The 26,938-nt window shown below is 37.5% G+C and carries 17 protein-coding genes and 1 tRNA gene; 10 read left to right on the top strand and 8 right to left on the bottom strand.

The features are described 5' to 3' along the window. The first annotated feature begins 99 nt into the window (after positions 1 to 99). The 6 genes from ftsY (at position 100) to MUB18_RS04410 (ending at position 11,826) form a co-directional block, all read left to right on the top strand. A complete protein-coding gene (ftsY, locus tag MUB18_RS04435) occupies positions 100 to 1,062 on the top strand; it encodes a signal recognition particle-docking protein FtsY (protein ID WP_045754227.1) in 963 nt (320 codons plus the stop codon). Positions 1,063 to 1,076: 14 nt separating this feature from the next. Next, a complete protein-coding gene (rimO, locus tag MUB18_RS04430) occupies positions 1,077 to 2,411 on the top strand; it encodes a 30S ribosomal protein S12 methylthiotransferase RimO (RefSeq protein WP_094771833.1) in 1,335 nt (444 codons plus the stop codon). A gap of 121 nt (positions 2,412 to 2,532) precedes the next feature. Continuing rightward, on the top strand, positions 2,533 to 4,122 hold the full coding sequence (gene bshC, locus MUB18_RS04425; protein ID WP_248755098.1) for a bacillithiol biosynthesis cysteine-adding enzyme BshC: 1,590 nt from the start codon (positions 2,533 to 2,535) through the stop codon (positions 4,120 to 4,122). A 110-nt stretch (positions 4,123 to 4,232) separates the two neighbouring features. Then, positions 4,233 to 7,415, top strand: a complete 3,183-nt coding sequence (locus MUB18_RS04420; protein ID WP_248755097.1) for a TonB-dependent receptor — start codon at positions 4,233 to 4,235, stop codon at positions 7,413 to 7,415. A gap of 402 nt (positions 7,416 to 7,817) precedes the next feature. Further along, on the top strand, positions 7,818 to 10,691 hold the full coding sequence (gene gcvP, locus MUB18_RS04415; protein ID WP_045754231.1) for an aminomethyl-transferring glycine dehydrogenase: 2,874 nt from the start codon (positions 7,818 to 7,820) through the stop codon (positions 10,689 to 10,691). Between the two features lie 304 nt (positions 10,692 to 10,995). Then, positions 10,996 to 11,826, top strand: a complete 831-nt coding sequence (locus MUB18_RS04410) for an N-acetylmuramoyl-L-alanine amidase (RefSeq protein ID WP_248755096.1) — start codon at positions 10,996 to 10,998, stop codon at positions 11,824 to 11,826. A gap of 49 nt (positions 11,827 to 11,875) precedes the next feature. On the opposite strand, the gene MUB18_RS04405 is transcribed toward MUB18_RS04410, so the two are convergent. The 6 genes from MUB18_RS04405 to MUB18_RS04380 form a co-directional block, all read right to left on the bottom strand. Further along, positions 11,876 to 13,189, bottom strand: a complete 1,314-nt coding sequence (locus MUB18_RS04405; RefSeq protein WP_045754233.1) for a hypothetical protein — start codon at positions 13,187 to 13,189, stop codon at positions 11,876 to 11,878. Between the two features lie 144 nt (positions 13,190 to 13,333). After that, the gene (locus tag MUB18_RS04400; protein ID WP_248755095.1) at positions 13,334 to 13,876 is read right to left on the bottom strand and encodes an NUDIX hydrolase; all 543 of its coding nucleotides are present in this window, start codon (positions 13,874 to 13,876) and stop codon (positions 13,334 to 13,336) included. An 8-nt stretch (positions 13,877 to 13,884) separates the two neighbouring features. After that, a complete protein-coding gene (locus MUB18_RS04395; RefSeq protein ID WP_248755094.1) occupies positions 13,885 to 15,618 on the bottom strand; it encodes a phospho-sugar mutase in 1,734 nt (577 codons plus the stop codon). A gap of 78 nt (positions 15,619 to 15,696) precedes the next feature. Continuing rightward, positions 15,697 to 16,383 (bottom strand): hypothetical protein, encoded by a 687-nt coding sequence (locus MUB18_RS04390; RefSeq protein WP_248755093.1) that lies wholly within the window; start codon positions 16,381 to 16,383, stop codon positions 15,697 to 15,699. Positions 16,384 to 16,491: 108 nt separating this feature from the next. Continuing rightward, positions 16,492 to 17,259, bottom strand: coding sequence for an enoyl-CoA hydratase/isomerase family protein (locus MUB18_RS04385; RefSeq protein WP_248755092.1), 768 nt, complete (start codon positions 17,257 to 17,259; stop codon positions 16,492 to 16,494). Positions 17,260 to 17,281: 22 nt separating this feature from the next. Next, positions 17,282 to 19,948: a carboxypeptidase-like regulatory domain-containing protein gene (locus tag MUB18_RS04380; protein ID WP_248755091.1), complete on the bottom strand. Its 2,667-nt coding sequence runs from the start codon at positions 19,946 to 19,948 to the stop codon at positions 17,282 to 17,284. A 126-nt stretch (positions 19,949 to 20,074) separates the two neighbouring features. Between MUB18_RS04380 and purD the strand changes: the two genes are divergently transcribed. From purD to MUB18_RS04360, 4 genes are all read left to right on the top strand, one after another. Then, positions 20,075 to 21,349, top strand: coding sequence for a phosphoribosylamine--glycine ligase (gene purD / locus MUB18_RS04375; protein ID WP_248755090.1), 1,275 nt, complete (start codon positions 20,075 to 20,077; stop codon positions 21,347 to 21,349). An 89-nt stretch (positions 21,350 to 21,438) separates the two neighbouring features. Further along, a tRNA-Glu gene (locus MUB18_RS04370) sits at positions 21,439 to 21,510 on the top strand. Between the two features lie 570 nt (positions 21,511 to 22,080). After that, positions 22,081 to 22,863: an aspartate/glutamate racemase family protein gene (locus MUB18_RS04365; protein ID WP_248755089.1), complete on the top strand. Its 783-nt coding sequence runs from the start codon at positions 22,081 to 22,083 to the stop codon at positions 22,861 to 22,863. A gap of 157 nt (positions 22,864 to 23,020) precedes the next feature. Next, entirely contained in the window at positions 23,021 to 23,734 is a 714-nt protein-coding gene (locus MUB18_RS04360) for a pirin family protein (protein WP_045754769.1), read from the top strand. A gap of 76 nt (positions 23,735 to 23,810) precedes the next feature. Here MUB18_RS04360 and MUB18_RS04355 read toward each other — a convergent pair whose 3' ends face one another. Together MUB18_RS04355 and MUB18_RS04350 are read right to left on the bottom strand one after the other, a co-directional pair. Further along, positions 23,811 to 24,968: a sialidase family protein gene (locus MUB18_RS04355; protein WP_045754768.1), complete on the bottom strand. Its 1,158-nt coding sequence runs from the start codon at positions 24,966 to 24,968 to the stop codon at positions 23,811 to 23,813. A 20-nt stretch (positions 24,969 to 24,988) separates the two neighbouring features. Further along, positions 24,989 to 26,902 carry a beta-N-acetylhexosaminidase gene (locus MUB18_RS04350; protein ID WP_262917522.1) on the bottom strand — a complete coding sequence of 638 codons (1,914 nt, stop codon included), beginning with the start codon at positions 26,900 to 26,902 and terminating at the stop codon, positions 24,989 to 24,991. Between the last annotated feature and the right edge of the window lie 36 nt (positions 26,903 to 26,938).

Genomic DNA, 26,938 nt, shown 5'->3' with positions numbered 1-26,938 from the left:
GGGCTTTTTTTGTTGGTTTCAAATATCTATCTTTGACTCTCAGTATTTAAACTGATTCGAAGATAAATAATAACGTATTCATAAGCGGAACATATATAAATGGGATTATTCGATTTTTTCAAGAAGAAACAAGAAACTCCTGAAGCGCAAGAAGCTTTAGATAAAAGTTTGGAGAAGACTAAAGAAGGTTTCTTTTCTAAAATTACAAAAGCAGTTGTTGGTAAATCAACTATCGATGATGATGTTTTGGATAATTTGGAAGAAATATTGGTAACCTCAGACGTTGGTGTGACGACAACCTTAAAAATTGTCGATCGTATTCAATCCCGTGTCGCACGTGATAAATATGTGTCTACATCAGAGCTTAATACGCTATTGAAAGAAGAGATTCAAGAATTATTAGCAGAAAATAATAGTTCAGATTTTGAAAATTTTGAATACGGAAATCATAAGCCTTACGTCATTATGGTGGTGGGAGTCAATGGTGTAGGTAAAACGACGACCATTGGAAAACTTGCTCACCAGCTAAAAGCGGCAGGAAATAAAGTTGTTTTGGGAGCTGCAGATACTTTTCGTGCTGCTGCCGTGGAGCAAATTAAACTTTGGGGTGAACGTGTAGGTGTTCGTGTTGTCGCACAAGCTATGGGTTCAGATCCTGCTTCTGTGGCATATGATGCTGTTCAATCTGCAGTGTCTAATGGCGATGATGTATGTATCATCGATACTGCGGGTCGTCTTCATAATAAAGTAGGCTTGATGAATGAATTGGGGAAAATAAAAAATGTCATGCAGAAGGTCGTTCCTGGTGCACCGCATGAAATTCTACTGGTTTTGGATGCCTCTACGGGTCAAAATGCCATAGAGCAATGTACCCAATTTACACAAGCAACAGATGTCAATGCGTTGGCATTGACGAAGCTGGATGGTACCGCAAAAGGTGGGGTAGTTATCGGCATTTCCGATCAATTTAAAATACCTGTAAAATATATTGGTGTCGGTGAGAAAATCGGCGATTTACAGTTATTCAACAAAAAAGAGTTTGTGGATTCGCTGTTCAAGTAATCCACATCCAGTGTATGAAAACAAAATATAGCAAGGCTGTAGAGCCAAAATCAAAACCTCGTGTAAATGTGGTTACATTAGGTTGTTCTAAGAATATTCACGATAGTGAAGTTTTAATGGGACAATTAAAAGGTAATCAAATTGAAGTCGTACACGAGGCGACTAATATTCAAGAAAACGATATCGTTGTCATCAATACCTGTGGTTTCATCGATAATGCCAAACAAGAGTCCATCGACACCATCTTGCAGTTCTCTGAATTGAAAGATGAAGGGAAAATAAATAAAGTGATCGTAACAGGATGCCTTTCGGAGCGTTATAAGCCTGAATTGCAGTCTGAGATCACAAATGTAGATGGATATTTTGGAACAAATGATTTGCCAGATCTGTTAAAATCTATTGGTGCAGATTATCGTCATGAATTGTTGGGTGAGCGTATGTTGACGACTCCCTCGCACTATTCGTACTTTAAAATCGCCGAAGGATGTAATCGTCCATGTTCATTCTGTGCCATTCCTTTGATGCGTGGCAAGCACGTCTCAAAATCTATTGATGACTTAGTAAAAGAGGCAAAGTTCTTAGCTTCTAATGGTACTAAAGAATTGATTTTGATCGCACAGGACTTAACCTATTATGGTTTGGATATCTATGGTAAACGTAATCTTTCTGATTTGATGCGCCATTTATCTGATGTGGATGGGATCGATTGGATTCGTTTGCAATATGCTTATCCTTCTGGTTTCCCAATGGATATACTTGATGCGATGAACGAGCGTTCTAATATCTGTAATTATTTGGATATGCCTCTTCAACATATTTCTGATCGTATGCTGACTTCGATGCGTCGTGGTACGAGTAAGCAGAAACAAATTGATCTGGTTAATAAAATCCGTGATAAAGTTCCTAATATCGCCTTACGTACGACATTGATCTGTGGTTATCCTGATGAAACGGAGCAAGATTTTCAAGAGATGTTGGAATGGGTTGAAGAAACACGTTTTGATCGCTTGGGATGTTTTACGTATTCGCATGAAGAAAAAACACATGCGCACTCTTTGGAAGATAATGTTCCTGATGAAGTGAAACAAGAGCGTGTAGAAGCGATCATGGAAGTGCAACAAGGAATATCTTTTGAAATTAATCAAGAGAAAATCGGCAATACATATCAGGTATTGATCGACCGTGTTGATGGTGATTACTTTATCGGAAGAACGGAATATGACTCTCCTGAGGTCGATAACGAAGTTGTGCTTGATGCAAAAACAAATTATGCCCGTATCGGAGACTTTGTACAGGTAAAAGTTGACCGTGCAGAAGACTTTGATTTATATGGATCTATTGTCAAATAATAACGATCCAATTGTTGCTTTTATTCGTAAACAGTACATTTGTGCGTAGAGAAAATAAATTTGCTTACTTTGTATAGCAATTATGTATCTTAATCTGTGTTTAGTGCAAATGTAACTACGAATGAAAGCAACTTATATAGACTATAGTGAAACCAACAGCTTTTCTAAAACACTTCTTGCTTATTTAAATCAGGATCAGGCCTTAACTCCTTTTGTGGGAAATTGGCCTACAGTTGCTGGTTTTGAAAAGCAGATTAAAGAAAAAAAACCTTTTCTCTCGCGTACACTTTTAGTTGACCGACTAAAAGCGCAGTATGGAGATCTCTTAACAACGTCTCCTCAAGTTTCTGCTCATATTGATAAGTTACTATTGGAAGATACGTATACCATCACGACAGGACATCAACTTAATATTTTTACTGGGCCTCTTTATTTTATATTTAAGATCATTACAGCCATTCGTCTGGCAGATGATCTAAAAGTAAAGTTTCCGGATAAGGAATTTGTTCCGGTCTATTGGATGGCTACCGAGGACCATGATTTTGCAGAAATCAATCATACAAAACTTTCAGGGAAGAAGATCGTATGGGATACCCCTGCGGTATCGGCTACAGGAAGGATGGATACGGCCTCTATCGTTGAGGCTGTTAAACAATATAATGGTGTTTTAGGACTTTCTGAGAATTCTTGTAAACTCACCCGTATTATTGAAGATGCTTATCTTAAACATGAGCATTTAGCGGATGCTACCCGATATATGGTCAATGAGCTTTTTAAGAAGTTTGGATTAGTGATCATTGATGCTGATGATGAGCAACTTAAAGCTGTTTTCAAACCCATTATTGTTGATGATATTTTAAATGAAAAAAGCTTTAAGGCAATTGAAAAAACGTCTCAGGAATTGGAGGAAGCAGGATTTGCGACACAGGTGCATGCTCGAGAAATCAATTTCTTTTATTTGACAGATGATTATCGAGAGCGTATCGTGCTGAATGACGATGGTCGATATGAGGTGCTCCATCAGGATCTATATTTTACAAGAGCTGAATTGGAGCAAGAGATCGATCTTCATCCAGAGCGCTTTAGCCCCAATGTGGTGATGCGTCCAATGTATCAAGAGATCATATTGCCCAACCTAGCTTATATTGGTGGTGGTGCCGAGATGGTCTATTGGATGCAGTTAAAAGCTAATTTCGATCAATATGGTATTGATTTTCCAATTCTGATCCCCCGCAATTCGGCGATGATCACAGAGGACAATGTCGTTTCTAAGATATTTAGACAAGATCTTACGTTTAAAAGTATCTTTCGAGATAGTGAAATCCTTAAAAAAGAATTTGTGCGTAGACAGACCAAGCATCGTTTGAATTTAAATGATGAGTGGATGGAACTGAATGCGATCTTTGGTAAAATAAAACTCCGCACACATAAGATCGACCCAAGCCTTGCTCCAAGTACGGAAGCGATTAAAGCACGCTTAAAAAAGGCCATCAATAACTTGGAAAAAAAATTAATGCGTGCTGAGAAGCGTAATCATAAAGATGCATTGTCAAATATTGACCATATTAAAGAGCGTCTATTCCCAGGAGGGGGCCTGCAAGAGAGGTCCGAAAACTTTGGTTTACTTTATGTGAAATATGGTGATTCCCTATTTGATGAGTTATATAAACATTTTAATCCTCTGGATTTTAAATTCACTATATTATATTAAAAGCCAGCATTTAGCTGGCTTTTTTCATTTATAATTTGATAACATACAGTTCAGTTCTAGTTAACAGGTGGTCGTTAGTTTTGCCGTATAACAATGTAACGAAATACTAGATGAAAGAATTTTTACTAACCACATGTTTAGCCGTAATGGGAACGGGTTTATATTCACAGACAACACAGGCTGGCTTTGCAGGAAAAATTACGGACGAAAATTCAGTGGGGGTACAGGGTGCTTCGGTCGAGGCTCGCAATGAATCGACAGGTTTTACAACCAAAACATCTACCAATGCTCATGGTGATTATAATTTTAAAGAATTGCCTTTGGGCGGTCCTTATACAATTAAGGTAACCTATATCGGTTATGGCGAACAGATCAGAAAAGGCTATAACTTAAATCAAGGGGATCTAATCCGTGTTCATATTCCCATTCAAAATGCATCGAATGTTTTAGAGACTGTTGAATTGCGAGGTGTGAGCACCTTGAAAAATCAAATTGAAAATTTGGGTGCGGCAACTTCTGTAACGGCAAAGGATATCGCAAAGCTACCTGTCAATGGAAGGAACTTTACTTCTTTAATGGACTTGTCGCCTTTGAGTAAAGGTGATAATATCGGTGGGCAGCTTGGTTCATCAACCAACTTTACCATAGATGGGATGAATGCCAAAAATCCAACATCGGCGGGTTCTACAACAAGCCGAAGTGGTGCTCCGTTTTCGATATCCATTGAAGCGGTACGTGAATTTAAGGTGGTGACCAATCAGTATGATGTCACCTATGGTCGAGCGGGAGGCGGTACTGTTAGTGCGGTGACGAAGCAGGGAACCAATAAAACACAAGGAAGTGCGTGGATCTATTCAAGGGCAGACTGGTTATCTAGTCCCTATACGATTGATGGAAAAAAAAGGACCAATGATTTTTCGACTTATCAGTATGGTTTTACCTTAGGTGGTCCAATTATTAAAGATAAACTCCATTATTTTGTTGCATGGGATCATCAAAAGGATGCTAGACCGTTGATTATAGCGGATATTACTTCTACTCTGGATGAGGAACGTTTTAAAATCTCACCTGAAAATTTAAATGAATTTGTTAATATCGGTAGACAAAAATACGGTGTGAGCAACGACCCTCAGTTTGGCTCTTTTGATAAAAAAAGAAATTCTGATGCCGTGTTTGGTCGCATTGACTGGCAGATCAATAATAGTAATTTACTGACCATCCGCAATAACTTCACTAGCGATATCAATAAATTGGGGTTACAGGATAATAAACCGATTACGCTTTATGAATCATATGGTAACGACAAGAATATTGATAATAGCTTCTTAGCGACATTGAGAACTTCTGTTTCATCAAACATCACCAATGAGCTGAAGTTACAGCATCTGTATACGTATCAAAATAGTAGTCCTGGTGATCAGTTGCCTAGTCAAAATATCCCAAGAGCGATCGTAGAAAATATCGTCAGTCGAGTGGGAACTAATGATTTAAGAACAACTGCTCAGTTAGGAGGACACCGTTTTGCTCAAGAGTCTTTTAAAAACAATGTCTTCCAATTAGTTAACAATCTATACTACAATACCGACAAGATCAATTATACATTTGGTGTTGATCTGATGTATACGCATGCTAGTTCTGTATATGGTAGCGAAGTCAACGGACGCTTTCACTTTGGAGCAAGTGATTCCAGAACTGCGCTTCAAAATTTTCAAGATCAAAAAGCCTATAATTTTTATAGAGAAGTCCCTTTAGTTGCCGATCCAACAGTTATTGGTAAGATCTTTAATGCTGGAGCATATGGACAATTACAATCCAAATTAGCCACTGGTCTGGATTTGGTTGCGGGCTTGCGTTTTGATTATGGACATTATCCGACTTCCCCGTTAAATGAAGAGCTATTGAAAGAAGTTGGGGTTAGAACGGATCATAAATTGAAATCTCTGGTCATACAGCCTCGTTTTCAGATGACATGGGATGTGAATGAAAATCATAAAGACTTCTTCCGTATCGGTGCAGGAATATTTGCTTCGGACATAAATAATTACATGACGATCAATAATTTGACATTTGACGGTAAGCACTTTGCAACGGTTGATGTTCGTGGTACTGATGTACCTACACCAGATTTTGTGAAATATCGTCAAGATCCTGCTTCAACTCCGACTTTGGCACAATTTCAAGTTCCAACCATTAATACCTATGGTCCAGATGCTAAAATACCGGTAGTATATAAGGCAAATATGTCTTATTCACATTTCTTTACCGAAAAATTGAAAGTAGGAGTTTCTGCTTATATGAATTTGGGAAGAAACAATTACATGTATGTCGATCGCAACATGGTGAAGGATCCATTCTTTAGATTGCAGAATGAGGATAACCGTGGGGTCTTTGTACCCGTATCGGCTATCGTAAATGGAGAGTCTGATTGGAAACAAGGTCGTATATCTAATAAATTTGGTCGTGTACTGGAGTTAAATTCTGAAGGTAAGGTCAATCAATTTGCCGTTGTTTTAGACGCCAGTTACCAATACTATAAGGATGGTTCAATTTCGGTGAGCTATACCTGGAATGATGCTAAAGATAATACTTCGTACAACGGAAATGTGGCCAATACCGCAACGTTATCTTTAGCTGTAAAAGATGATCCTAGGGATTTGAGCCATATGACTTACTCGAATAATCAATTCCGCAAAAAAGTTGTTATTTATGGTACATTGCCTACATTTTATGGGGTTAGCATAGGGGTTCGTTATTCTGGTATCGGCGGTACACGTTATAGTTTACTGGCTGGTGGTAATATCAATGGTGATTTTGTTGCTGGAGATAATGATCTGGCCTATATCTTTGATCCAAATAGTAACAAGACTCCAACCAACCTTGCTGATGGGCTGCAAGCATTGCTAAACAATCCAAATGCGAGTCAAAGTTTAAAGGAATATATTAAAAAATATGAGGGTGCTATGGCGCAGCGAAATGGAGGGATTAATGGTTTTTATGGGCTAATCGATTTGCGTATTGCGAAGAAGTTTAATCTATATCAATCTCATGCACTGGAAGTATCTGCGGATCTGTTTAACGTCGCCAATTTATTCAAGAAAACTTGGGGTGTCAATGAATCTTTAGGTAATCAAGCGCTATATTCATTGGGTGTAAAAGCTGCAAATGGAAATCCAGCTTTGCCTGCATTTGATAATGTCAAACAACAATTTAATTACAATTTGAACAATACAGGTGTGGTCAATCCATCTGGTAATCCTTACCAATTTCAGTTAGGCTTACGCTATTCGTTTTAATCTTTTTGAATAGAAAAAACGGGGTGTTTCTTCATTATGAAGAAACACCCCGTTTTTTGTAGTACAGATTTGAGGTTTTAAAGATAAATTTGAATCTGCTGATTGTGACAATTTTTTTGCAAGATTTTGGAGGCTTTTTCATGGATGACTATAGGTTGTTACGCACGGTGTTTTCAGTTGGGTTTATCTGTGCTAGATTGCCTTTAAATTTTGATTAAGAATGAGATCGCAAACGATTGTTTTGTATAGGTATTCTAATAATTATTTTTACGATCATAAACCGCTTTTTTTAGGACTTTAAAAAATGTATCTTTGCACATCCAAAAAGCAGCTGTTTTGCTATTATTTTTAAGAAAACCAAAAAAGTAAAAATCTAGCGAAAGGCATTAATTTTTTGCACACATGAGTAACATACATTTTCAAGAAAAATTTGAAGATCGTCACAACGGACCAAGATCGGTTGAAACGAAAGAAATGTTGGAATTTTTAGGCGTTGACTCGCTTGACCAACTTATTGAGCAAACTGTTCCTGCACAGATTCGTGCTAAACAAGCTTTACAATTGCCTGCTGCTTTAAGCGAAGTCGCTTATTTGAAAAGGGTAAAACAAATTGCAGAAAAAAATAAAGTGTTCAAGTCTTATATCGGACAAGGTTATTTTGATGTGATTTTACCAGGTGTTATTCAAAGAAATGTCTTTGAAAATCCAGGATGGTATACACAATACACGCCATACCAAGCAGAAATTGCTCAAGGCCGTCTACAGGCTTTGTTAAATTTTCAAACTGTTATTTGTGATTTAACAGGATTAGAGATCGCGAATGCGTCTTTATTAGATGAGGCTACTGCTGCTGCTGAAGGTATGTTTATGCTTTACTCAGCTCGTAAAAATAAAAATGCTCATGTTTTCTTAGTTTCTGAAAATGCTTATCCACAAACGATCGATGTATTAAGAACTCGTGCATTATCTTTTGGGATTGAACTTCGTATTGAAGCTATTTCTGAAGATAGTTTAACGGATGATGTATTTGCTGCATTTGTTCAGTATCCTGCTGGAGATGGTTCTATCATTGATTATAAAGCTTTCACTACTGCCGCTCACGCTAAAAACATTACTGTTTGTGCTGCTGCAGATTTGATGAGTTTAACTTTGTTGACTCCTCCGGGTGAATGGGGTGCTGATGTTGTTGTGGGTAATTCTCAACGTTTTGGTGTACCAATGGGTTTTGGTGGTCCTCATGCTGCATTTTTTGCAACTAAAGATGCTTTCAAACGTAATATTCCTGGTCGTATTATTGGTGTTACAACTGATTCTAACGGGAACTATGCATTGCGTATGGCACTGCAAACTCGTGAGCAACATATCCGTCGTGATAAGGCTTCTTCTAACATCTGTACTGCACAGGCTTTGTTAGCGATCATGGCATCATTCTATGCGGTGTATCATGGTCCTCAGGGAATCAAAGATATTGCAAGCCGTATTCATGATTTGACTCAATTGTTAGATCAAGCTGTTCAACAATTAGGTTATACACAATTAAATAAAAACTATTTTGATACTGTACGTTTCGAATTAGGAGGTGAAGTTGCTGGATTAAAATCTGAAGCTTTAAACAATGAAATGAACTTCCATTATGTTGGTTCGGTAGTTGGTATCTCTATTGACGAATCGACGACATATGAAGATATTTTAACGATCGTTAAAGTATTTGCGAAAGTTAAGGCAAAAAATATAGCAGATGTTGATTTCGAATCTATTGAATCATCATTGACATCAGCGTTGCCAGCTGACTTGGTTCGTACTTCTGAGTACTTAACGCACCCGATATTCAATAGCTACCATTCTGAGCATGAGATGTTACGCTACATCAAATCTTTGGAAGCTAAAGATTTATCATTATGTCACTCGATGATTCCATTGGGATCATGTACGATGAAATTGAATGCTACTGCTGAGATGACTCCAGTTACCTGGTCTAACTTCGGTGGTCTACATCCATTTGCTCCTGCAGACCAAACTTCGGGTTATATGCAGTTGATCGGAGAGTTGAACGAGTGGTTATCTGAAATCACGGGTTTTGCTAAAATGAGTTTCCAACCAAACTCTGGTGCTCAAGGTGAGTATGCCGGTTTAATGGTGATTCGTGCTTATCACGAAAGCCGCGGAGATCATAACCGTAATATCTGTTTAATTCCTGCTTCTGCGCACGGAACTAACCCTGCTTCAGCTTCTATGGCTGGACTGAAAGTTGTCGTTGTTAAATGTGATGATCGTGGTAATATTGATGTTGAAGATTTGAGAGCGAAAGCTGCAGAACATGCGGCTAATTTGAACTCATTCATGGTGACTTATCCGTCAACACATGGTGTGTTTGAAGAGCCTATCATTGAGATCTGTGAAATTATCCACGAAAATGGTGGACAGGTATATATGGATGGTGCTAATATGAATGCTCAGGTTGGTTTGACTAGCCCAGGTCGTATTGGTGCTGACGTATGTCACTTGAATTTACATAAAACATTCTGTATCCCTCACGGTGGTGGTGGTCCTGGTATGGGTCCAATTGGTGTGGCAGCACACTTAGTTCCTTTCTTACCAAACCACGAAGTAGTTGAAGTTTCTGGTGCTGAGGGTATCACTGCAGTATCTGCTGCTCCGTTTGGTTCTGCATCGATCTTGATTATTTCGCATGCTTATATTGCAATGATGGGTGCAGATGGATTGACTAATGCTACGAAAACAGCTATTTTGAATGCAAACTATATCAAAGCTCGTTTGGAAAACCACTACCCAGTATTGTATTCTGGAGTAAATGGCCGTTGTGCACACGAGATGATTTTAGATTGTCGTTCTTACAAAAATGTAGGTGTTGAGGTTGCGGATATTGCTAAACGTTTAATGGATTATGGTTTCCATGCTCCTACAGTTTCTTTCCCTGTGGCTGGTACTTTGATGGTAGAGCCTACGGAGTCTGAATCTAAGGCGGAATTAGATCGTTTCTGTGACGCTTTGATTGCTATTCGTCAAGAAGTTGCTGCGGTTGAATTGGGGGATGTTGATCAGGTAGATAACGTGTTGAAAAATGCACCTCATACTGCATCTGTTGTAACCGCTGACGAGTGGACGAAATCTTATTCTCGCCAAACGGCTGCATATCCTTTGACTTATTTGAAAGATCGTAAGTTTTGGCCTTCTGTTGGTCGTGTAAACGACTCACAGGGTGATAGAACATTAATTTGTTCATGTCCTTCTATTGAGGAGTACGCTGAAGCTTAATCCAAGCATATTCTTCTTAAAAGCCTTCATTTGATCAAATGAAGGCTTTTTTGTATAAAATGATCTGGAGATTAAGTATAAAATTTTACTGATGCAGCAGGCATATGGTAACAGTGGAGTATCTAAGGGGATATCGCTGTAAAATTTAAAAAGATATTTTCTGTTATTTAATAACTGTTTAAAACAAATTTATCTAAGTTTGTTTGTACTGAGGTAGGCGTTTGCTGATAAGGCGTAGCAAAAGCTGTCGGAGAATTAATTAGAGATAAACGAGTTAAGTGCACATCGAATAATCACATTGAAAATGAAAATAAAAGCAACAATAACCTTTCTAGTAATAACAGCACTATTTGCTTCCTGTTCGACAGGTAAATACGCGGCTACTGAAAAAGTCTATAAGAAAAAAGCAAAGATCCTTGCCAAAGAATATGCTACTACTCCAGTCACCAACCAAGCTATTGGTAAATTGCCGATATCCGTTGAAAAAGAATGGATCGCATCCATAAACTTTGGGATGCGCAAACCAAACTATGTGGTCATCCATCATACGGCTCAGGATTCATTGGGACAGACGATACGTACTTTTCACTCTGAGAAAGCGGGTGTCAGTGCGCACTATGTCGTTGGTCGTACTGGTAAAGTCGTGCAGATGGTCAATGATTATTACCGTGCGCATCATGCGGGTATAGGCAAGTGGGGAAATGATACGGATCTGAATTCTTCTTCTATTGGTATTGAATTAGATAATAATGGAACCACCGATCCCTGGACTGATGCCCAGATCAATGCACTGACGGAATTATTGTCATATCTGAAGGTGAAATACAATATTCCACAGGCAAATTTCATTGGCCATATGGATTTGGCGCCTACCCGAAAAAATGACCCTTCACGCTTTCCTTGGAAAACGTTAGCAGATAAAGGTTTTGGTTATTGGTACGATGAATATCTGGAGACTCCGCCGATAGATTTCAATCCAAAATTGGCATTAAGAATTATTGGTTATGATGTTAAAAATTTAGATGCAGCGATAAAAGCTTTTAAACAGCATTATATTCAGAGTAATGCCAATGTAGCCATCTTGAAGGATAACGATCTGAAGATCTTATATTCGATCTACAAAAAGTTCTTATAAACAATATAGGCTCCATTCGGAGCCTATATTGTTTAATATCTGATGTTGTTTACACCGTTTTCACATATTTAATGTCGTAATTTTCGATGTCTATGATGTAGCCATTTTTAATTAGGAAATCGAATAGGGGTTTTGCTTCTTCGGAAACAGACATATTTTGTGTCGTAATAATCTTGTTTTCCTTTTTCAATAAGTAAGGATATGCATACAATTTGATGTTCTTGTTAAACATGCCTGAAATATAGGAAAGCAACTCATTCGTGTAATGCTCCTTATTGTAATTGTCCGAATTAAAGATATTTTTTAAATTGGAAACGTTGGTTGCAATACCAATATTTTTTGGTTTAAAATTATTGATAAACTCTGCAAGGTGATTATTCCTTCTAAAATTGCTGACAATAATATTGTTTCCTGTTGAGCACAGTTCTTCGGCACGATGTGCGAACTCTTCTAGATCTTTGTCGGTAATGATATGATCTTCTTCAAGCACATTGCCCATCAATACTTCAATCAGTACAACTGTATTTTCTGATGTTGCTCCTGTATTCTTTTTAAATTGATCAACAGCAAGGTTGAATAAGTCAAAGTTTGGCAGGGATTTTTGTCTATATTTTGTTCTTAAAAGAATGATATTCTTTTTGTAAAGGTAGTCTTTGATCTGTGCTGCTTTGCCATCTGGTTTGAAGATAGCTGCTTTAGCAAATCCTTTTGCAATGAGATATAGGTTAATAAGCCTTTCATTCACATTTTCAAATAAAGGACCACTTACTTTTACAAGATCTATTTCTACTGATCCAACAGATAAATTGTCAACTAATGACTCGATCATCGTCTGTACGTTATCAGTATAGTAATAGGCTGCAAAAAGTAAATTGACGCCAATGATGCCTAGTACTTTTTGTTGTAGCTGATTGTCACTATCAAGAAGTCTGACGTGTATAATGATATCATTGGTAGGGCCATCTACTTCATGTTGAAATCTAACACCGATCCAACCATGTGGTTCGTTTGTTTTTGTGAAGTTTAATGTGGTAACGGTATCGGCAAAAGCGAAGAATTTTTTATTGCAGTATTTTTCACCATGTAAGCGTTTTGTCAATAGATCAAATTCATGTTTTAACATTTTTGTTAAACGGGTGCGGCTTACATATCGACCATCTTCTTCTTCTCCGTAGATGGCATCGCTGAAGGCCATATCGTATGCAGACATTGTCTTGGCTATTGTTCCCGATGCAGCTCCTGCATTGAAAAAATTACGAGCGACTTCTTGACCGGCTCCAATTTCAGCAAAAGTGCCGTAAATCTCTGAGTTTAGATTTATTTTAAGTGCTTTTCTTTTGGTTTCAAATATTTCTCTTACCATCATGCAAAGGTACAAAAAATGATAGGGTGGAGAAAACGAATGGCTGAATCTCTGATATTTAATCAATTCATAATAATAGGGTTATTTTGATATCAAAATAACCCTATTTGTGTCAAGTTTATGTTAAATATGAATCTATTTTGCCTAAAATATTTTCAATTTGTGAAAGGCATAAAATAGGGCAGAACTTTGCAGTGCCTGTCCAAATTTATTCTGAAGAAGTAATTCTTTAGCCTCTTCCAGCGATACTAACATGACTTCAATATCTTCACTTTCATCTAAATCTTGTTCTTGAACTTTTTTACCTCCTTGCATCAGGTAAGTATGCGTAATATTTTTACTTGTTGCCGGATTAGCATATAGTTCAGCAATTTTCTCGATCTTGGAAAAAGCATATCCTGTTTCTTCTAGCATTTCTCGTTCCGCTGCGAATTGGGGTTCTTCACCTTCTTCCATAGTTCCAGCTGGAATCTCCAGAATAATTTCTTCCGCGGCATGGCGGTATTGTTTGATGACAAGAAGTTTATTTTCTTCTGTAATACCTACCATGTTGACCCAATTTGGATATTCGAGCACGTAATAATGATCATTAATCGTACCATCAGGCAGTTTGCATGTATCTCGACGCAAGGTTGCCCAAGGTGCTTGACTGATATATTCTGATGAGAGTAGTTTCCACTTTTGCATAGCAACGATTAAATAATATCAGCCATCATTCGATCTACTTTTGCTGATAATTCTTTTTGAAGTTCAGCGTAATTGGATTGATCTGTTAATGCTGCTTTTACAGAACAATAAAACTTTATTTTAGGTTCTGTACCTGATGGTCTTGCTGAGATAACATCTCCGTCTATGGTGATAAATTGTAAAACATCTGATTTTGGTAATTCGATGGCTTTTTTATCTCCAGATGCCATATCAATCGCAACCGAATTTTCGTAATCGCGGACTTCTACGACGGCAATATGACCTAGTGATTTGGGTAGGTTTGCACGTAGATTGCTCATCATGGATTTGATTTCTTCTGCACCAGCTTTACCTTTTTTTGTTAATGATACCAATTTTTCTTGATAACATCCAAATTCTTGATAGATATCCAAAAGAACTTCATATAAGGATTTGCCTTTTGATTTATAAAAAGCGGTCATCTCGGCCAAGAAGGCACAGGCATTTGGCGCATCCTTGTCACGTACTAGGCTTCCAACTAAATAGCCATAGCTTTCCTCTCCGCCGACAAGATAAGTTGCTGAGTCGCCTAATTTGGTCATCAGCTCGCCAATATATTTGAAACCAGTCAATGTTTCGTAATATGGAACTTGAAAATGGTTGGCAATCTCCGCTTGTAGATTGGTCGTCACAATGGTTTTGACGACGTATGGATTATTGTGGAGTTGATTTTGTTCCTTTTTTGAACTTAATACGTAATAAACCAATAGGCTCCCGATCTGATTACCATTCAATAACTGGAAATTACCTTTATCGTTTTTAATGGCAATACCGACGCGGTCAGCATCAGGGTCGGTAGCTAGTACAAGGTCTGCATCTACCTCTTCACCTTTCTTTTTTGCCAAGGCCATCGCGTCTTCTTCCTCTGGATTAGGATAAATTACAGTTGGGAAATTGCCATCAGGGGTCGCTTGTTCATCCACAATGATGACATTTTCAAATCCCCATTCTTTTAAAAGTTGGGGAACAATGGTTATTCCTGTTCCGTGGATTGGGGAAAATACAATTTTAAGATCTTTCTGATCTTGTACTGCTTCGGGATGTATGCTTAATTTTTTATTTTCTTGAATATAAATTTCATCTATTTCTGGTCCTACGGAAACGATATTTTCAGGATTAGACTGAAATCGTATTTCCGATACACTTTGAATAGTATTTACTTCTGTAATGACATTCTCATCGTGCGGAGCTGTTAATTGGCATCCATCGTTCCAGTAGGCCTTATATCCATTATATTCTTTTGGGTTGTGAGAGGCTGTAAGCATGACACCACTTTGGCAACCAAAATGACGGATGGCAAAGGATAATACCGGTGTAGGTCTAAGTTCATCAAATAAATAAACCTGTATGCCATTAGCAGAAAACACATCAGCGACTAGCTGTCCAAATATTTGTGAATTATTGCGACTGTCATAAGAAACTGCAACCTTGATCGGTTGGTTTGAGAATTGTTTTTTTAAATAATTAGCTAAACCTTGAGTAGCTTTACCAATGGTATACTTATTCATTCTATTGGAACCTACACCCATGATTCCACGTAGACCTCCTGTACCAAATTCTAAATCTTTGTAGAAAGAATCTGTTAATTCAGTTGTTTCGTTGTTGTCGATTAATTTTTTTAAAGCTGTTTTCGTTGCTTCGTCGTATTCTGAGCCCAGCCATTGATTGACTTTTGCTTGTATTTCTTGATCCAGACTAATCATTTTTTTTGTGAATTAAAACTGTCAAATTAAAAATTTTTTTAGGATTATGATGCTTTTCTCGTGAAATATAATTTCAGGTTAAGCATCACAGCTTCCATAGGCACGATCTATAACCGTTAATACCCATCGATTACTTTGCTTCGTGATATGAAATATAAGTGGTGCATTTTTGTCTGTTAAGATGACTCGGTAGCTTTTGGCTTCGAGTGCTTTTAACTTTTGTATTTCTGCATCTGATATTTTTGCTTCCAAAATTTCATTCATAAATTTTGCCGTTTGGGACAATTCTGTTGGATGTTGCTTATTGTTACAGAATAATCCTTTTTTATTCCAGGTTTCTTTTCCACAGTCGTATACGGGCAGTATTCCAAAGGTTACTTTTCCTGAGAAATTGGGTTTTGGATAGGGATAATATTCTGGAATCGGATGATTAAAATCAATGGATGTGGCATATACATATATGGCTTGAACTCCAGGTCTGTAAATGGTATAGAGACCTATTGTTTTGTCAATATAGCTGTTTAATGCTTTTGAATCTTGCATGCTATACGCACGTACTATATTTGATATTGCTCGATCAATAGATTCATCTGGTGCGATTTCTTGCTTCGGGACAGCGAGTGTATCCATCACTTTTGGTAATGAATCTGCTGTGGTTGTAGCGATGGAATCTTGTTGATTTTCTTTTTTATCAGCAGTTCTGTTGCAACTACCGAGCGCGATGATCGATATGAACAAGAGAACCATTATATTTTTTAACATCATTGTTATTATCTACTAAAAATGGATTAGAATTTCCCTGAGTTATTTACAAAAATAGAACATCGGAGGTCTTAAACAAATGTGTCATAAATTAATCGGGTTAATTTATTGTTATTTTTTCTTGTTTGTCAAGTTATCGATGATTGTTTTTAATATGCTACGTGTAGATGGTTTCCACCACTGTACTAATATTTTTTCAATTGTCTCCTCTTGCTTTACAGTTAACTGTTCAAAAAGTTCTGATCTAAAATTCAATTTGCAAGATTGCCATGTTTCTTTATCGAACTGTGTCACGGACTTAATTTTGCGTAATGCGGTTGTTTGGATGGCATTTGGTGAAACGACTTCGTCCACTAAGCCTACCGTAAGGGCTTCTTGTGGTGTCAACAATTTTCCTTCTAATAAGAAGCGATAGGCATTGGCTTTACCAAGCCAAAAGCTGTAGAGATGAAAGATGCTATCGGGTACGATGAGTCCAACAGGTATTTCGTTTAATCCAATGATAAAATTGCCTTCTGCCATAATGCGATAATCACAACAAAGTGCTATCACGCAGCCTCCAGCAGGACTATGTCCTGAAATCGCAGCAACGAGTGGTTTGGGAAAGGATGCTAGATCTTTGGTGTTTTTCAAGAATAGGGTCCAAAATGCTTTTATTTCGGCTTCACCATAGTCATATAGCGCAATCAAATCTAAACCAGCGCTAAAAAAACCTTCTTTGCCATGTATGATGACTCCCTCAATAGCAGGGTCTAGTTTTAGCTCTTGAATAGTTGTGTTTAATTCTTGCAACAGAACCATGTCAATTGCATTGGATTTTCCACGGTCTAAAAATATATTTGCGATGCGATCTTCTGTTTTGATTACTATATGTTTCATAATATTTTTTGTTGTTGTCGATTTAATCTCTCACACTAATCTGTATTGCTTTTCTTCCTATTCTGCCGGTGAAGTCTATTCCTTCCAAAATAACGGTATAAGGGCCTTTTTCGTCCGATGTATAGAAATCAAAACTCGCTTCTCCTGATTGATTGGTAATGAGATTGGGCTCCCAATGTATCGTTGTTCTTAGGTCTGAACCTATTGTCGAAGCTTGTGTGGCGTCGTAGATTGGTTTATAGAATGTACGATTGAGGTAAAGCCCTTTAGGTATAAAGGTTCGGATGCCAGTGGGGGTAAAAGCACGTGCAGCACCATCACCTCTTTTGGTCGTGATTAAGATCAAACCATTACCTCCATAAGACCCATATATCGAGGTGTAATTAATATTGCGTAACACCTCAATGCTAGCGATATCTGGTGCGCTTAGCATTGAAATTTGATCGCTTTCAATATACATTCCATCAAGCACAATTTGCATGGGACCATTACTTCGGGTGCTATAGGGTATGCCATTTTGCCATCTAACCCCTGCTAGTCTTCCTGCAAGGCATTGTTCTAACGTAAAACAGTTTGCTAAATCTTCTTCTGTCAGCACTTGGTCTGCATTTCCTGATCCATTTAGATTACTTGAATTTTGAACAATTTTTTTCTTATTTGTACGTGTTATTTTTACTTCTTCGAGTTGAATGGACCTGGACATAAGTCCTGCTTTTTCGAGTTCGGAAAAGTAGGTTTGGGTACTGTTGATATTTTCCAAATATTTGGTGTTGATATGATTCATAATCTCTGGAAAATTTTTATTGGAATCATTTATTGGAATATCCATCTCGTCTAAATCGATATCAAGTCTATTTTTATCTTTTTTTGATGTAGCAGTAATAATAAATTTGGTACTGTCTGGAAATAAGAGTTCATCAAAAGAAAATCTTCCGTCTATGCTTGTTAATGTGTCAATGGCGGCAAGCATATTGGACGTTGGGATTAACGTAACAGTGGCTTGTGGTACAACTACCTTACGACTCAGTTTCTTCACTGTGCCTGAGATGGATAAATTCTTTTCAACCGGATATTGTGGTTTGTTGAGGGTATCGTCTAATGCGGACCAATCCAATTTTCTCCAGCCTTGTATGAGCATGAGGTCGTCTAAATCAACTTTTTTGATCTCTTCATTAGCTGGAAAATAATAGTTGGGATTTTCTATGAAGCCGTTGATTTCTGAACATAGTAATAAGGATGTATAGATACTTGATCGGTGATTAGAATCAATTTTTGTCTTATTGGTATTGACCACAGATGCGGATAATGTGGAGATTCGAGTAGAATCTTGGCTATTTCCAGTTATAACTGTGATTTTTACTTTTTCTCTTAGCCCATACGTTGGTTTGTCTGTATTGGTGTTGATCGCTAATCGTTTATCAGACCGATAGTTGAAGATCATGCGTTCTAATATCGGTTTCAAATTGGCATCCAAGATGGACAATTGAATGACACCCAGCGGCAAGCTTGGTCTGGGAATGGAAAAAAGAATTTCTTTGGTATTTAATTTTTGCTTGGCTACATGGAAGATCGTGCCTTGGTAATGTGCGATCAAGTAAATCTGTTGTTGATCTATTTTATCTGGACTACCGCTTACCTGGACGAATACTCTATCGTCTATCAGGTTGGCAACATTCATATTTAATCCTGAAAGTTGTACGGCAGGAAAAGGAACTTCTTTTTGAGTGCCATCTGTAAAGGTGGCAATAGCTGTATATTTTTTTTGTGCGTCTAAATTTACCTGATAGCTTGCCATACCTAGCGGGTTGGTTTCGAATAGGGACATCACTTCATTGTTATTATCAACGATTTTGATTTCAGCTTTTTCTCCAAGTCCTCTACTATTAAGTGCTTTAAAGCCTATTTTTGTGAGTATGTTATGTGTAATGGTACCGGCTTCAGGTAGTATCTGTAAGCTATAATTTGATTTATCGGAAGGGACTGTCAGGAGTTTATGAACAGTGATTCCATCTATAGATTTGAAAGATAAATTAATCGTTTCACCAGCTGATATATCTTTCATATCAATCAAAATTTGACCTTTTTGATCTGTTTTTTGCCGTGCACTTTTTAATTTGCCATTTTTTAATTGTGTTTTATAATTGATATTAATCTCTGGTAAAGGATTTCCTGAAAGTGTTTTTAGATTTATAGCATAATATTTTTTATCTCTATCGACGATGATTTCCTCATCTGTCATGACGTGATCCGAACGGCCATTGTATATCGGTATTGTCTTATCAAAGAAATAGGCTGAGCTATCATTTCTCATCCACTGAGTATAGGCTCGGATGCGGTAAGAACCTTCTATGAGGGTGTCTGTGAGAGGAAAATCAGCAATTCCTAGACCAGCTGTCAATGGTATTTTTAATGTATTGATCGTTTTATTTTCGGGTGAAAGCAGATCAATGTAGGCTATACGGCTTAATCCGGATAATTGATTTTCTGGAGCAAAAGTACAATATAGCTTCATCCAAATGGTTTCTCCAACAGAATAGCTTTCCTTATCCATGTGGATATGGATTTTTTCTTTTGGATTTTGTGAGGCGTGACGCTGTAATTTATCGAGGAGTGGATGGATATCTGTTTGCCCAAATGATACCAATGACATGATGCATAAAAAACCGAAGAAAATTGCCTTAAGACGCATAAATTGAGGATCAATAATTTGGAATAAATTACGAAAAAATATTAAATAATTTGTTGTTTTTAAATGGATATCAACGCAATTTTAAATTTTCTCTTATAATTAAGCTAAAAAAAATATCTTTGTAATATGAATATCCTAATCATTGGTTCTGGCGGTCGTGAATCAGCCTTCGCCTATAAACTTTCGCAAAGTAAGCGTCTTCAAAATTTATTTATTGCTCCTGGAAATGCAGGTACGGGTGTATATGGTCAAAACGTTGCTTTAAAGGTAACCGATTTTGATGGTATCGCAAGTTTTGCCTTGGCGAATGATATCAATATGGTTTTGGTTGGTCCGGAAGAACCGCTTGTTAAAGGTATTCATGATTATTTCTTGAACCGTGCAGATTTGAAACATATTCCTGTTATTGGTCCACAACAGGAGGGAGCACAATTGGAGGGTTCTAAAGACTTTTCAAAACAATTTATGGATCGTCACGGTATCCCGACTGCTGCATCACGCTCTTTTGACAAGAGTAATTTGGAAGAAGGGCTTGCTTATCTAGAAACTCAAAAATTGCCCATCGTATTAAAAGCGGATGGACTGGCTGCCGGAAAAGGCGTATTGATCTGTGAAACTTTGGAAGATGCTAAGTTGGAATTGAAAGCGATGATCGCTGATTCTAAGTTTGGTGCTGCAAGTGACGTGGTTGTTGTTGAAGAGTTTTTAAAGGGAATTGAATTATCTGTTTTTGTACTGACAGATGGCAATTCATATAAAGTATTGCCTTCTGCAAAAGATTATAAACGTATCGGTGAAGGGGATACGGGCTTAAACACAGGAGGAATGGGATCGATCTCACCAGTTCCGTTTGCTGATGAAGTGTTTTTAAGTAAGGTTGAAGAGCGTATAATAAAACCTACTGTTGAGGGATTGAAGAAAGATCAAATTCCGTATAAGGGATTTATTTTTATAGGCTTGATGAATGTAGAAGGGGAGCCGCTAGTGATTGAATACAACGTGCGTATGGGTGATCCTGAGACAGAATCGGTTTTACCTCGTATTGAATCTGATTTAATTGATTTGTTAGAAGGTGTTGCGCAAGGCAACTTAGATACACGTTCTTATACTGTTTCTTCAAAAACTGCTGTAACGGTTATGTTAGTTGCGGGCGGATATCCTGGAAACTATGAATCTCGCAAAGTAATCTCAAATATAGAGAATGTAAAAGAATCTATTGTCTTTCATGCTGGAACAGCGACACAGGATGGCCATATCGTCAGTGCTGGTGGTCGCGTTATTGCTGTGACGACTTTACAAGATACCTTATTTGATGCTTTGCAACAGGCCACAGCTGATGCTGGAAGGATCTATTTTGAAGGTAAATATTTCCGTAGAGATATTGGTTTTGATTTGATCTAATAAATTTTTTAAATCTTTTTTGGAAGATTGATAAAAATATCTATATTTGCATCTCCAAACAGGGAAATATCCCGATGGAGATGCCAAATGGCCCGTTCGTCTAGGGGTTAGGACGTTAGATTTTCATTCTAGAAACAGGGGTTCGATTCCCCTACGGGCTACTAAAACGACTTAAGAAATTAAGTCGTTTTTTTTTGTGACTAAATTTTCAGAATGACTATCCAAGATGCTTTTTCTTGATACAATAATATTTCAAATGAATTATTGTCGTCAATATCAAATCAATGAAATCACGTGACCAAATAAAAAATCCATATTATATATCGGTTTATTATTTGGTCCATTTTTTTATCTTCCTATTTTCATATGGTCAATGTCAGAATTTATTAAGAAATAGGGTCAGTGCGTAGGCTATTTATATATCTATTGATGATAAATCAAGCATAGCTGCTAATAATCGATCGAGATCTTTTAGCGAATGCTCGATATATGCCTTTGGCACCTCGTTTGCATATTTCTAAAGAAAAAATGAAAGCGGTATAGTGGATTGGCATACTGATTATGGGTTAAGAGTTTTTATATTCATAATCGAAAAATTGCTGTGACGTTTAATAATTCGGATATATGAATGGGGGTTATAAACATCTTTAATTGAATTATTTTTGGATAAAGGAGAGACCTTTTGGTCTTATGGATAACGAAGAGGTGCATTAAATTAGAAAACGAAGAATATGATTGGTATTATAGGAGGTGTTGGTCCTTTAGGGGGATTGGACATTTATAAAAAAATTATTGAAGAGACTATTGCTGTATCAGATCAGGAACATTTACCGGTCATGCTTTATTCATTTCCTAATTTGATTGGTGATCGAACGGCCTATTTAAATGGAAATTCAACCATAAATCCAGCTATAGCAATTGCCGAAATAACAAGACAATTAGAGCATGCGGGAGTAACCGTGGTAGGTATTCCATGTAATACAGCGCATGCTGCTCCAATTTATTCTGTCTTTGAGCAGGAGCTTGCCCGAACGAATCAAAAGATTAAAGTATTGCACCTGATTAGGGAAACCGTTGCTTTTATGAAAGCTCTTTATCCACAGGCAAAAGTGGGTATTCTTTCTACTACGGGCACCCGTAATTCGGGTCTTTATCGGGATATGTTATTGGAGGAAGGGTTTGAAGTCGTGGAACCTAGTGATGAATGGCAAGGGCGTGTACATGATGCTATATATGATAAAGAGTATGGTATTAAAGCACAATCTACTCCTGTTACAAATAAGGTCCGTCTGGAACTGCATAGTGCTATGGATGAATTGAAAAAGGCAGGAGCGGAAATCATCGTTTTGGGATGTACAGAACTACCATTGGCGCTTCCAGAAAATGATCATAATGGCATGAATCTGATTGATCCAAATCGCATATTAGCGCGAGCACTTATTTATGCTTTTTCACCAGATAAGCTAAAATATCCTGATGACGTGTATGTCTTACTGGGAATTCTTCTGCAATAGAAATGTTGCCAGTGTGATTTACAACCTTGTGAAGATGATGATATAGGTGTGTGAAATGATCAGTTGATTTGTCAATATGTCATGCTAAAAAGTCCATTATTTGCTGATTTATAGCTTGGTATGCTATTTGAGTGTTTGAACATATAAATATAAGAAAATGCAAAAGATAATACATAAATCAGAAAATCGTGGACATGTTGACTTTGGATGGTTGAAAAGTGCCCACTCATTTAGTTTTGGAAACTATTTTGATCAAGATAAGGTTAATTTTGGGGCATTACGTGTTTTAAATGATGATTTTGTCGAAGCAGGAAATGGTTTTGGTCGTCATCCGCATGACAATATGGAAATTGTTAGTATTCCCTTGGAAGGTGTTTTATCACATCAAGATAGTATGGGTACAAGTCGTGATATCCAAACAGGAGATGTGCAAATCATGTCGGCAGGTACTGGTGTAACGCATTCTGAATTTAATGGAAGTAAAGAGAATCCGGTTAAGTTTCTTCAAATTTGGGTCATCCCGAATGAAAGACAGTTGACCCCTAGTTATGACCAGAAGTCTTATGCAGATGTAGATCGTAAAAATAAATTTGCAACTGTTGTATCTCCCAATAAAGCAGATAGTCATGCTGTGTTTATTCATCAAGATGCTTATTTTAATTTGGCAGATCTAGATGCTGGTATAAGTACAAATTATGCTTTACATGGACAAGGCAATGGTGTTTATATATTCGTACTAGAAGGTAGTCTTCAAATCGCAGGAGAGGTTATAAATCGTAGAGATGCGATCGGAATATGGGAAATAGAGGATATTGATGTACAAGCAACATCGGATGCTAAAGTATTGTTGATTGAGGTTCCGATGTTTTAATTGATTTTATTTAATATGACAATAAAGGGGTTTGCATCTAACACGATACAAACCCCTTTGTCTGATGATCTGTTTTCTATTTGACAGGGACGACGGTAAAAACAATCGTTTTATAATTGTCCTTTTCGTATAATACCCCAATTTTATTTTTCTCGACCAGTACAATATCCGAATATGCGGAATAAGATCCTTTATAATCTGCTGGTGCTTTTGCTACAACTTGATTGAAATACCAGGTTTTGCCTTGATCCTTGCTGATGCGCAATGTCAGGTTGTCACGATCTTTTTCTGAAGCAGCATTACAGACTGCTAGTATATAATTTTTCCCTTTTTTCCAAGATAAAGTTGCTCCTTGATTAACTGGATCGGGTAGATTTTTATCATAAAAAGTTGTATCCCATGTTACTCCGCCATCATTGGAATAGGAAATGATGCGGTTCCTTACATTTCCTTGCTGGTTTCTAGTATTCATGTAAAGTCCTGTTTTTGATATTTGAGCTGCCATAGTCTCATTTCCTCCTTCAAAAGTTATAGTATTGCCAATCTTGAAAGTTTTACCATTATCATCGGAATAGTAACTGTGTGCATAATAATCTTTTCCTGCAGGTTTTGGATTTCCTTCAGAATGGTTTGCTGGGATATAAATACGGCCTTTGTATTTTCCTGAATCAAACTGTAAAGCATGACCGGGGGTATTTGCATATGCTCTCCAATCTTCTTTAAACGTATAGTTAGAATTTAATAATGGTTGATTGGGGCGGTGTACTGCTGTTGTGATATTTGTAGGGGCTGCCCATGTTTTTCCTCCATCAGTGGATGTGACATACCAACATTCTCGTAATCCTTTTCCATTTCTTACTTCATGCTCATGACCATTCCCTGTGTTGTAAAACAGAAAGATACGACCATTGGGATATTGAGGATCCAATAAGTCTACTACAGGGGCAGCATTGCCTGCTTGCAACTGGTCGTAATCTGCAGCAACCTGAATAGTTCCCCAGGTTTTTCCATTGTCCTTACTGATTTTATAGACTATGTCTACGTTGCCATAATCTCCAGCATGATCTACACGTCCTTCTGAAAAGGCTAATAAATCACCGTTTTTATTTTTAATGATTGCGGGTATTCGATAGCTGGCATAGCCATCTTTTCCTGATTCAAAGACGGTCACTTCTTGAGCTTGCGCCATCGAAAAAAGTGCTCCTGCACAAATGGTTAAAAATGTTGTTTTCATATGATATTGGTTTTATTTTTTTAGTTGATAGGAATAAAAGTAAACATCCATTTTATCGGGTTTTGCCAATCTTCTCCTTTGAAATCACGTACGGGTAGTTTGATCAATACTTCATTCCATCCTTTTTTTAATGAAATTTTCATGGGTTCTCTATAGGTATATCCTTCATCTGTAAGTGGTATTTCTAAATGACCTTTTGCTCCGGCATGATTCCATAATGGAGGTGCGATGACTTGATGATTGACCCAAACTTTACTATCTAGATTGTCCCAAGTGTTGAGTTTAGGTGTATTACTGGCATAAGATCTGGAAAGATTGTTGAACCCGATCCAAAATAATTTAGGTTGGTTTGTATCGCTCCATATCTTAGTACGTGCATACCAGGTGGTATTTTGTTGTGGGTTGTTGATAGCTCCTGATATAATGTCTGACCACCAGTGTCTGAGTATGATGGTGCCGCCTTCTATTTTTTTTGCTACTGCTAACCCCTTTGCATAGGGCTGTTGCTCAATATCAAAAGATTGTGTCAGATTTCCGCCGTTTTGAAAAGGTCCGATCAGATCCCATTTTAGTCCAGTTTGCTTCACATAGGGAAAGGGCTTGTTCGAAAAATAATGATGCTTATGATGGAGTAATCTATTTTCAAAATTTTTGAACTCCTGATAGGCGTTTGTGTTTTCATCTACGATGTTACATATCCATCCCGATTGTCCTCCACCACGCCATATGCGCTCTGCAAATGTTAATATGGAAGGGTAAACGGCATTTTGATAGAACATATCCTCTGGTTTGGCAACTGCACGATCTGGCCATGCACACAAGGTCGCCCCAATCAGATTCTTGTTTGATTTATCTTGCTCCCCCAGTTTGCGGTGAAAAAGAGTTGTGACGGTTTCCAATGGATCCATGTGGTTAATGTAGAGGTGTTTAGAGTCAATATAGACAAACTCTCCTCCTTCTTGTATGGCTTTAGGTCCACCCATCCATAATTGTCTGATGGTTTGAGGCATCAAATTACTGCCTGGATCCCAACCGATCGTTTTATAACCTAAGCCCTCCACGTATCTGGTAATTTCGGGCATGAAATTTTGGTTGCTAATCTTTACCTCATCGCCACCAATATGAAGATATGGGAGGTCTTTATAAGTTTGTGAAAACTCTTTTAACAACTCTTTGATATAATATAGACCAGAATCAGATTGCATGCCTACTCCAAAATATCGTTTAAAAGCTTCACTATGTCCGGGCATATCAATCTCCGGCAACAGGAGGATATGTCTTGCTTTACAATAAGCGATTAATTCTCTGAAGTCCTGTTCTGAATAATGTGCTCCTGTTCCTCTTGTCATATTTGATGGATCGGTCAGGCCAGGATATTTTTTACTAGCTAAACGCCATGCAATATCTTCGGTAAAATGAAAATGTAAGACATTCAATTTATAACGAGCCATGATATCGATTTGCTCTTTGAGCATTTCAAGTGGTTGATAATTGCGTCCGACGTCAACCAAAAAGGATCTCCAGGAGAATGCAGGTGCATCATGAATGTCACAAAAGGTTAGCATTTTCTTTTGGACAGAAAACTGTCTTAATGTTTGAAGGCCATAAAAAATGCCAGCTTTGGAATGTGCTGTTATAAAAATACCTTTATCATCTATTTTTAAATGATAAGATTCGTCATGTGCAGTTGTTGGGGTATTGGATAAAAGTTCAAGTTTTAATACCGGAAGATATGGGTTCTTGATCCATGCTTTTTCTTCTATTTTCCAGTCCGCAAGAATATTTGCTGCAAGTTGATATTCTGATTGTAGGGACAGATTATCATTTTGTACAATAATACCCTTATGGAGCTTGAGCTTGCCCTTGCCTAATTCCATTTTTATGGGCAGAGGGATTAGGTTCTCTTGCGCATATGATCTTGGATACCAGCACATACCGGTAATGGTAATAAGGATACTTATGAAGAGGTG

The organism is Sphingobacterium sp. PCS056, assembly GCF_023273895.1.
Lineage (GTDB): Bacteria > Bacteroidota > Bacteroidia > Sphingobacteriales > Sphingobacteriaceae > Sphingobacterium.
The sequence above is the reverse complement of the archived record's forward strand: the minus strand, read 5'-3'. Positions and strand labels throughout refer to the sequence as shown.

Coding starts and splice junctions, on each gene's coding strand:
- MUB18_RS04355 (WP_045754768.1), bottom strand. CDS start 24,968: ATGAAAACAACATTTTTAACCATTTGTGCAGGAGCACTTTTTTCGATG.
- gcvP (WP_045754231.1), top strand. CDS start 7,818: ATGAGTAACATACATTTTCAAGAAAAATTTGAAGATCGTCACAACGGA.
- MUB18_RS04400 (WP_248755095.1), bottom strand. CDS start 13,876: ATGCAAAAGTGGAAACTACTCTCATCAGAATATATCAGTCAAGCACCT.
- MUB18_RS04360 (WP_045754769.1), top strand. CDS start 23,021: ATGCAAAAGATAATACATAAATCAGAAAATCGTGGACATGTTGACTTT.
- MUB18_RS04350 (WP_262917522.1), bottom strand. CDS start 26,902: ATGTGCTGGTATCCAAGATCATATGCGCAAGAGAACCTAATCCCTCTG.
- MUB18_RS04365 (WP_248755089.1), top strand. CDS start 22,081: ATGATTGGTATTATAGGAGGTGTTGGTCCTTTAGGGGGATTGGACATT.
- MUB18_RS04390 (WP_248755093.1), bottom strand. CDS start 16,383: ATGATGTTAAAAAATATAATGGTTCTCTTGTTCATATCGATCATCGCG.
- MUB18_RS04380 (WP_248755091.1), bottom strand. CDS start 19,948: ATGCGTCTTAAGGCAATTTTCTTCGGTTTTTTATGCATCATGTCATTG.
- rimO (WP_094771833.1), top strand. CDS start 1,077: ATGAAAACAAAATATAGCAAGGCTGTAGAGCCAAAATCAAAACCTCGT.
- MUB18_RS04385 (WP_248755092.1), bottom strand. CDS start 17,259: ATGAAACATATAGTAATCAAAACAGAAGATCGCATCGCAAATATATTT.
- ftsY (WP_045754227.1), top strand. CDS start 100: ATGGGATTATTCGATTTTTTCAAGAAGAAACAAGAAACTCCTGAAGCG.
- bshC (WP_248755098.1), top strand. CDS start 2,533: ATGAAAGCAACTTATATAGACTATAGTGAAACCAACAGCTTTTCTAAA.
- MUB18_RS04405 (WP_045754233.1), bottom strand. CDS start 13,189: ATGGTAAGAGAAATATTTGAAACCAAAAGAAAAGCACTTAAAATAAAT.
- purD (WP_248755090.1), top strand. CDS start 20,075: ATGAATATCCTAATCATTGGTTCTGGCGGTCGTGAATCAGCCTTCGCC.
- MUB18_RS04395 (WP_248755094.1), bottom strand. CDS start 15,618: ATGATTAGTCTGGATCAAGAAATACAAGCAAAAGTCAATCAATGGCTG.
- MUB18_RS04420 (WP_248755097.1), top strand. CDS start 4,233: ATGAAAGAATTTTTACTAACCACATGTTTAGCCGTAATGGGAACGGGT.
- MUB18_RS04410 (WP_248755096.1), top strand. CDS start 10,996: ATGAAAATAAAAGCAACAATAACCTTTCTAGTAATAACAGCACTATTT.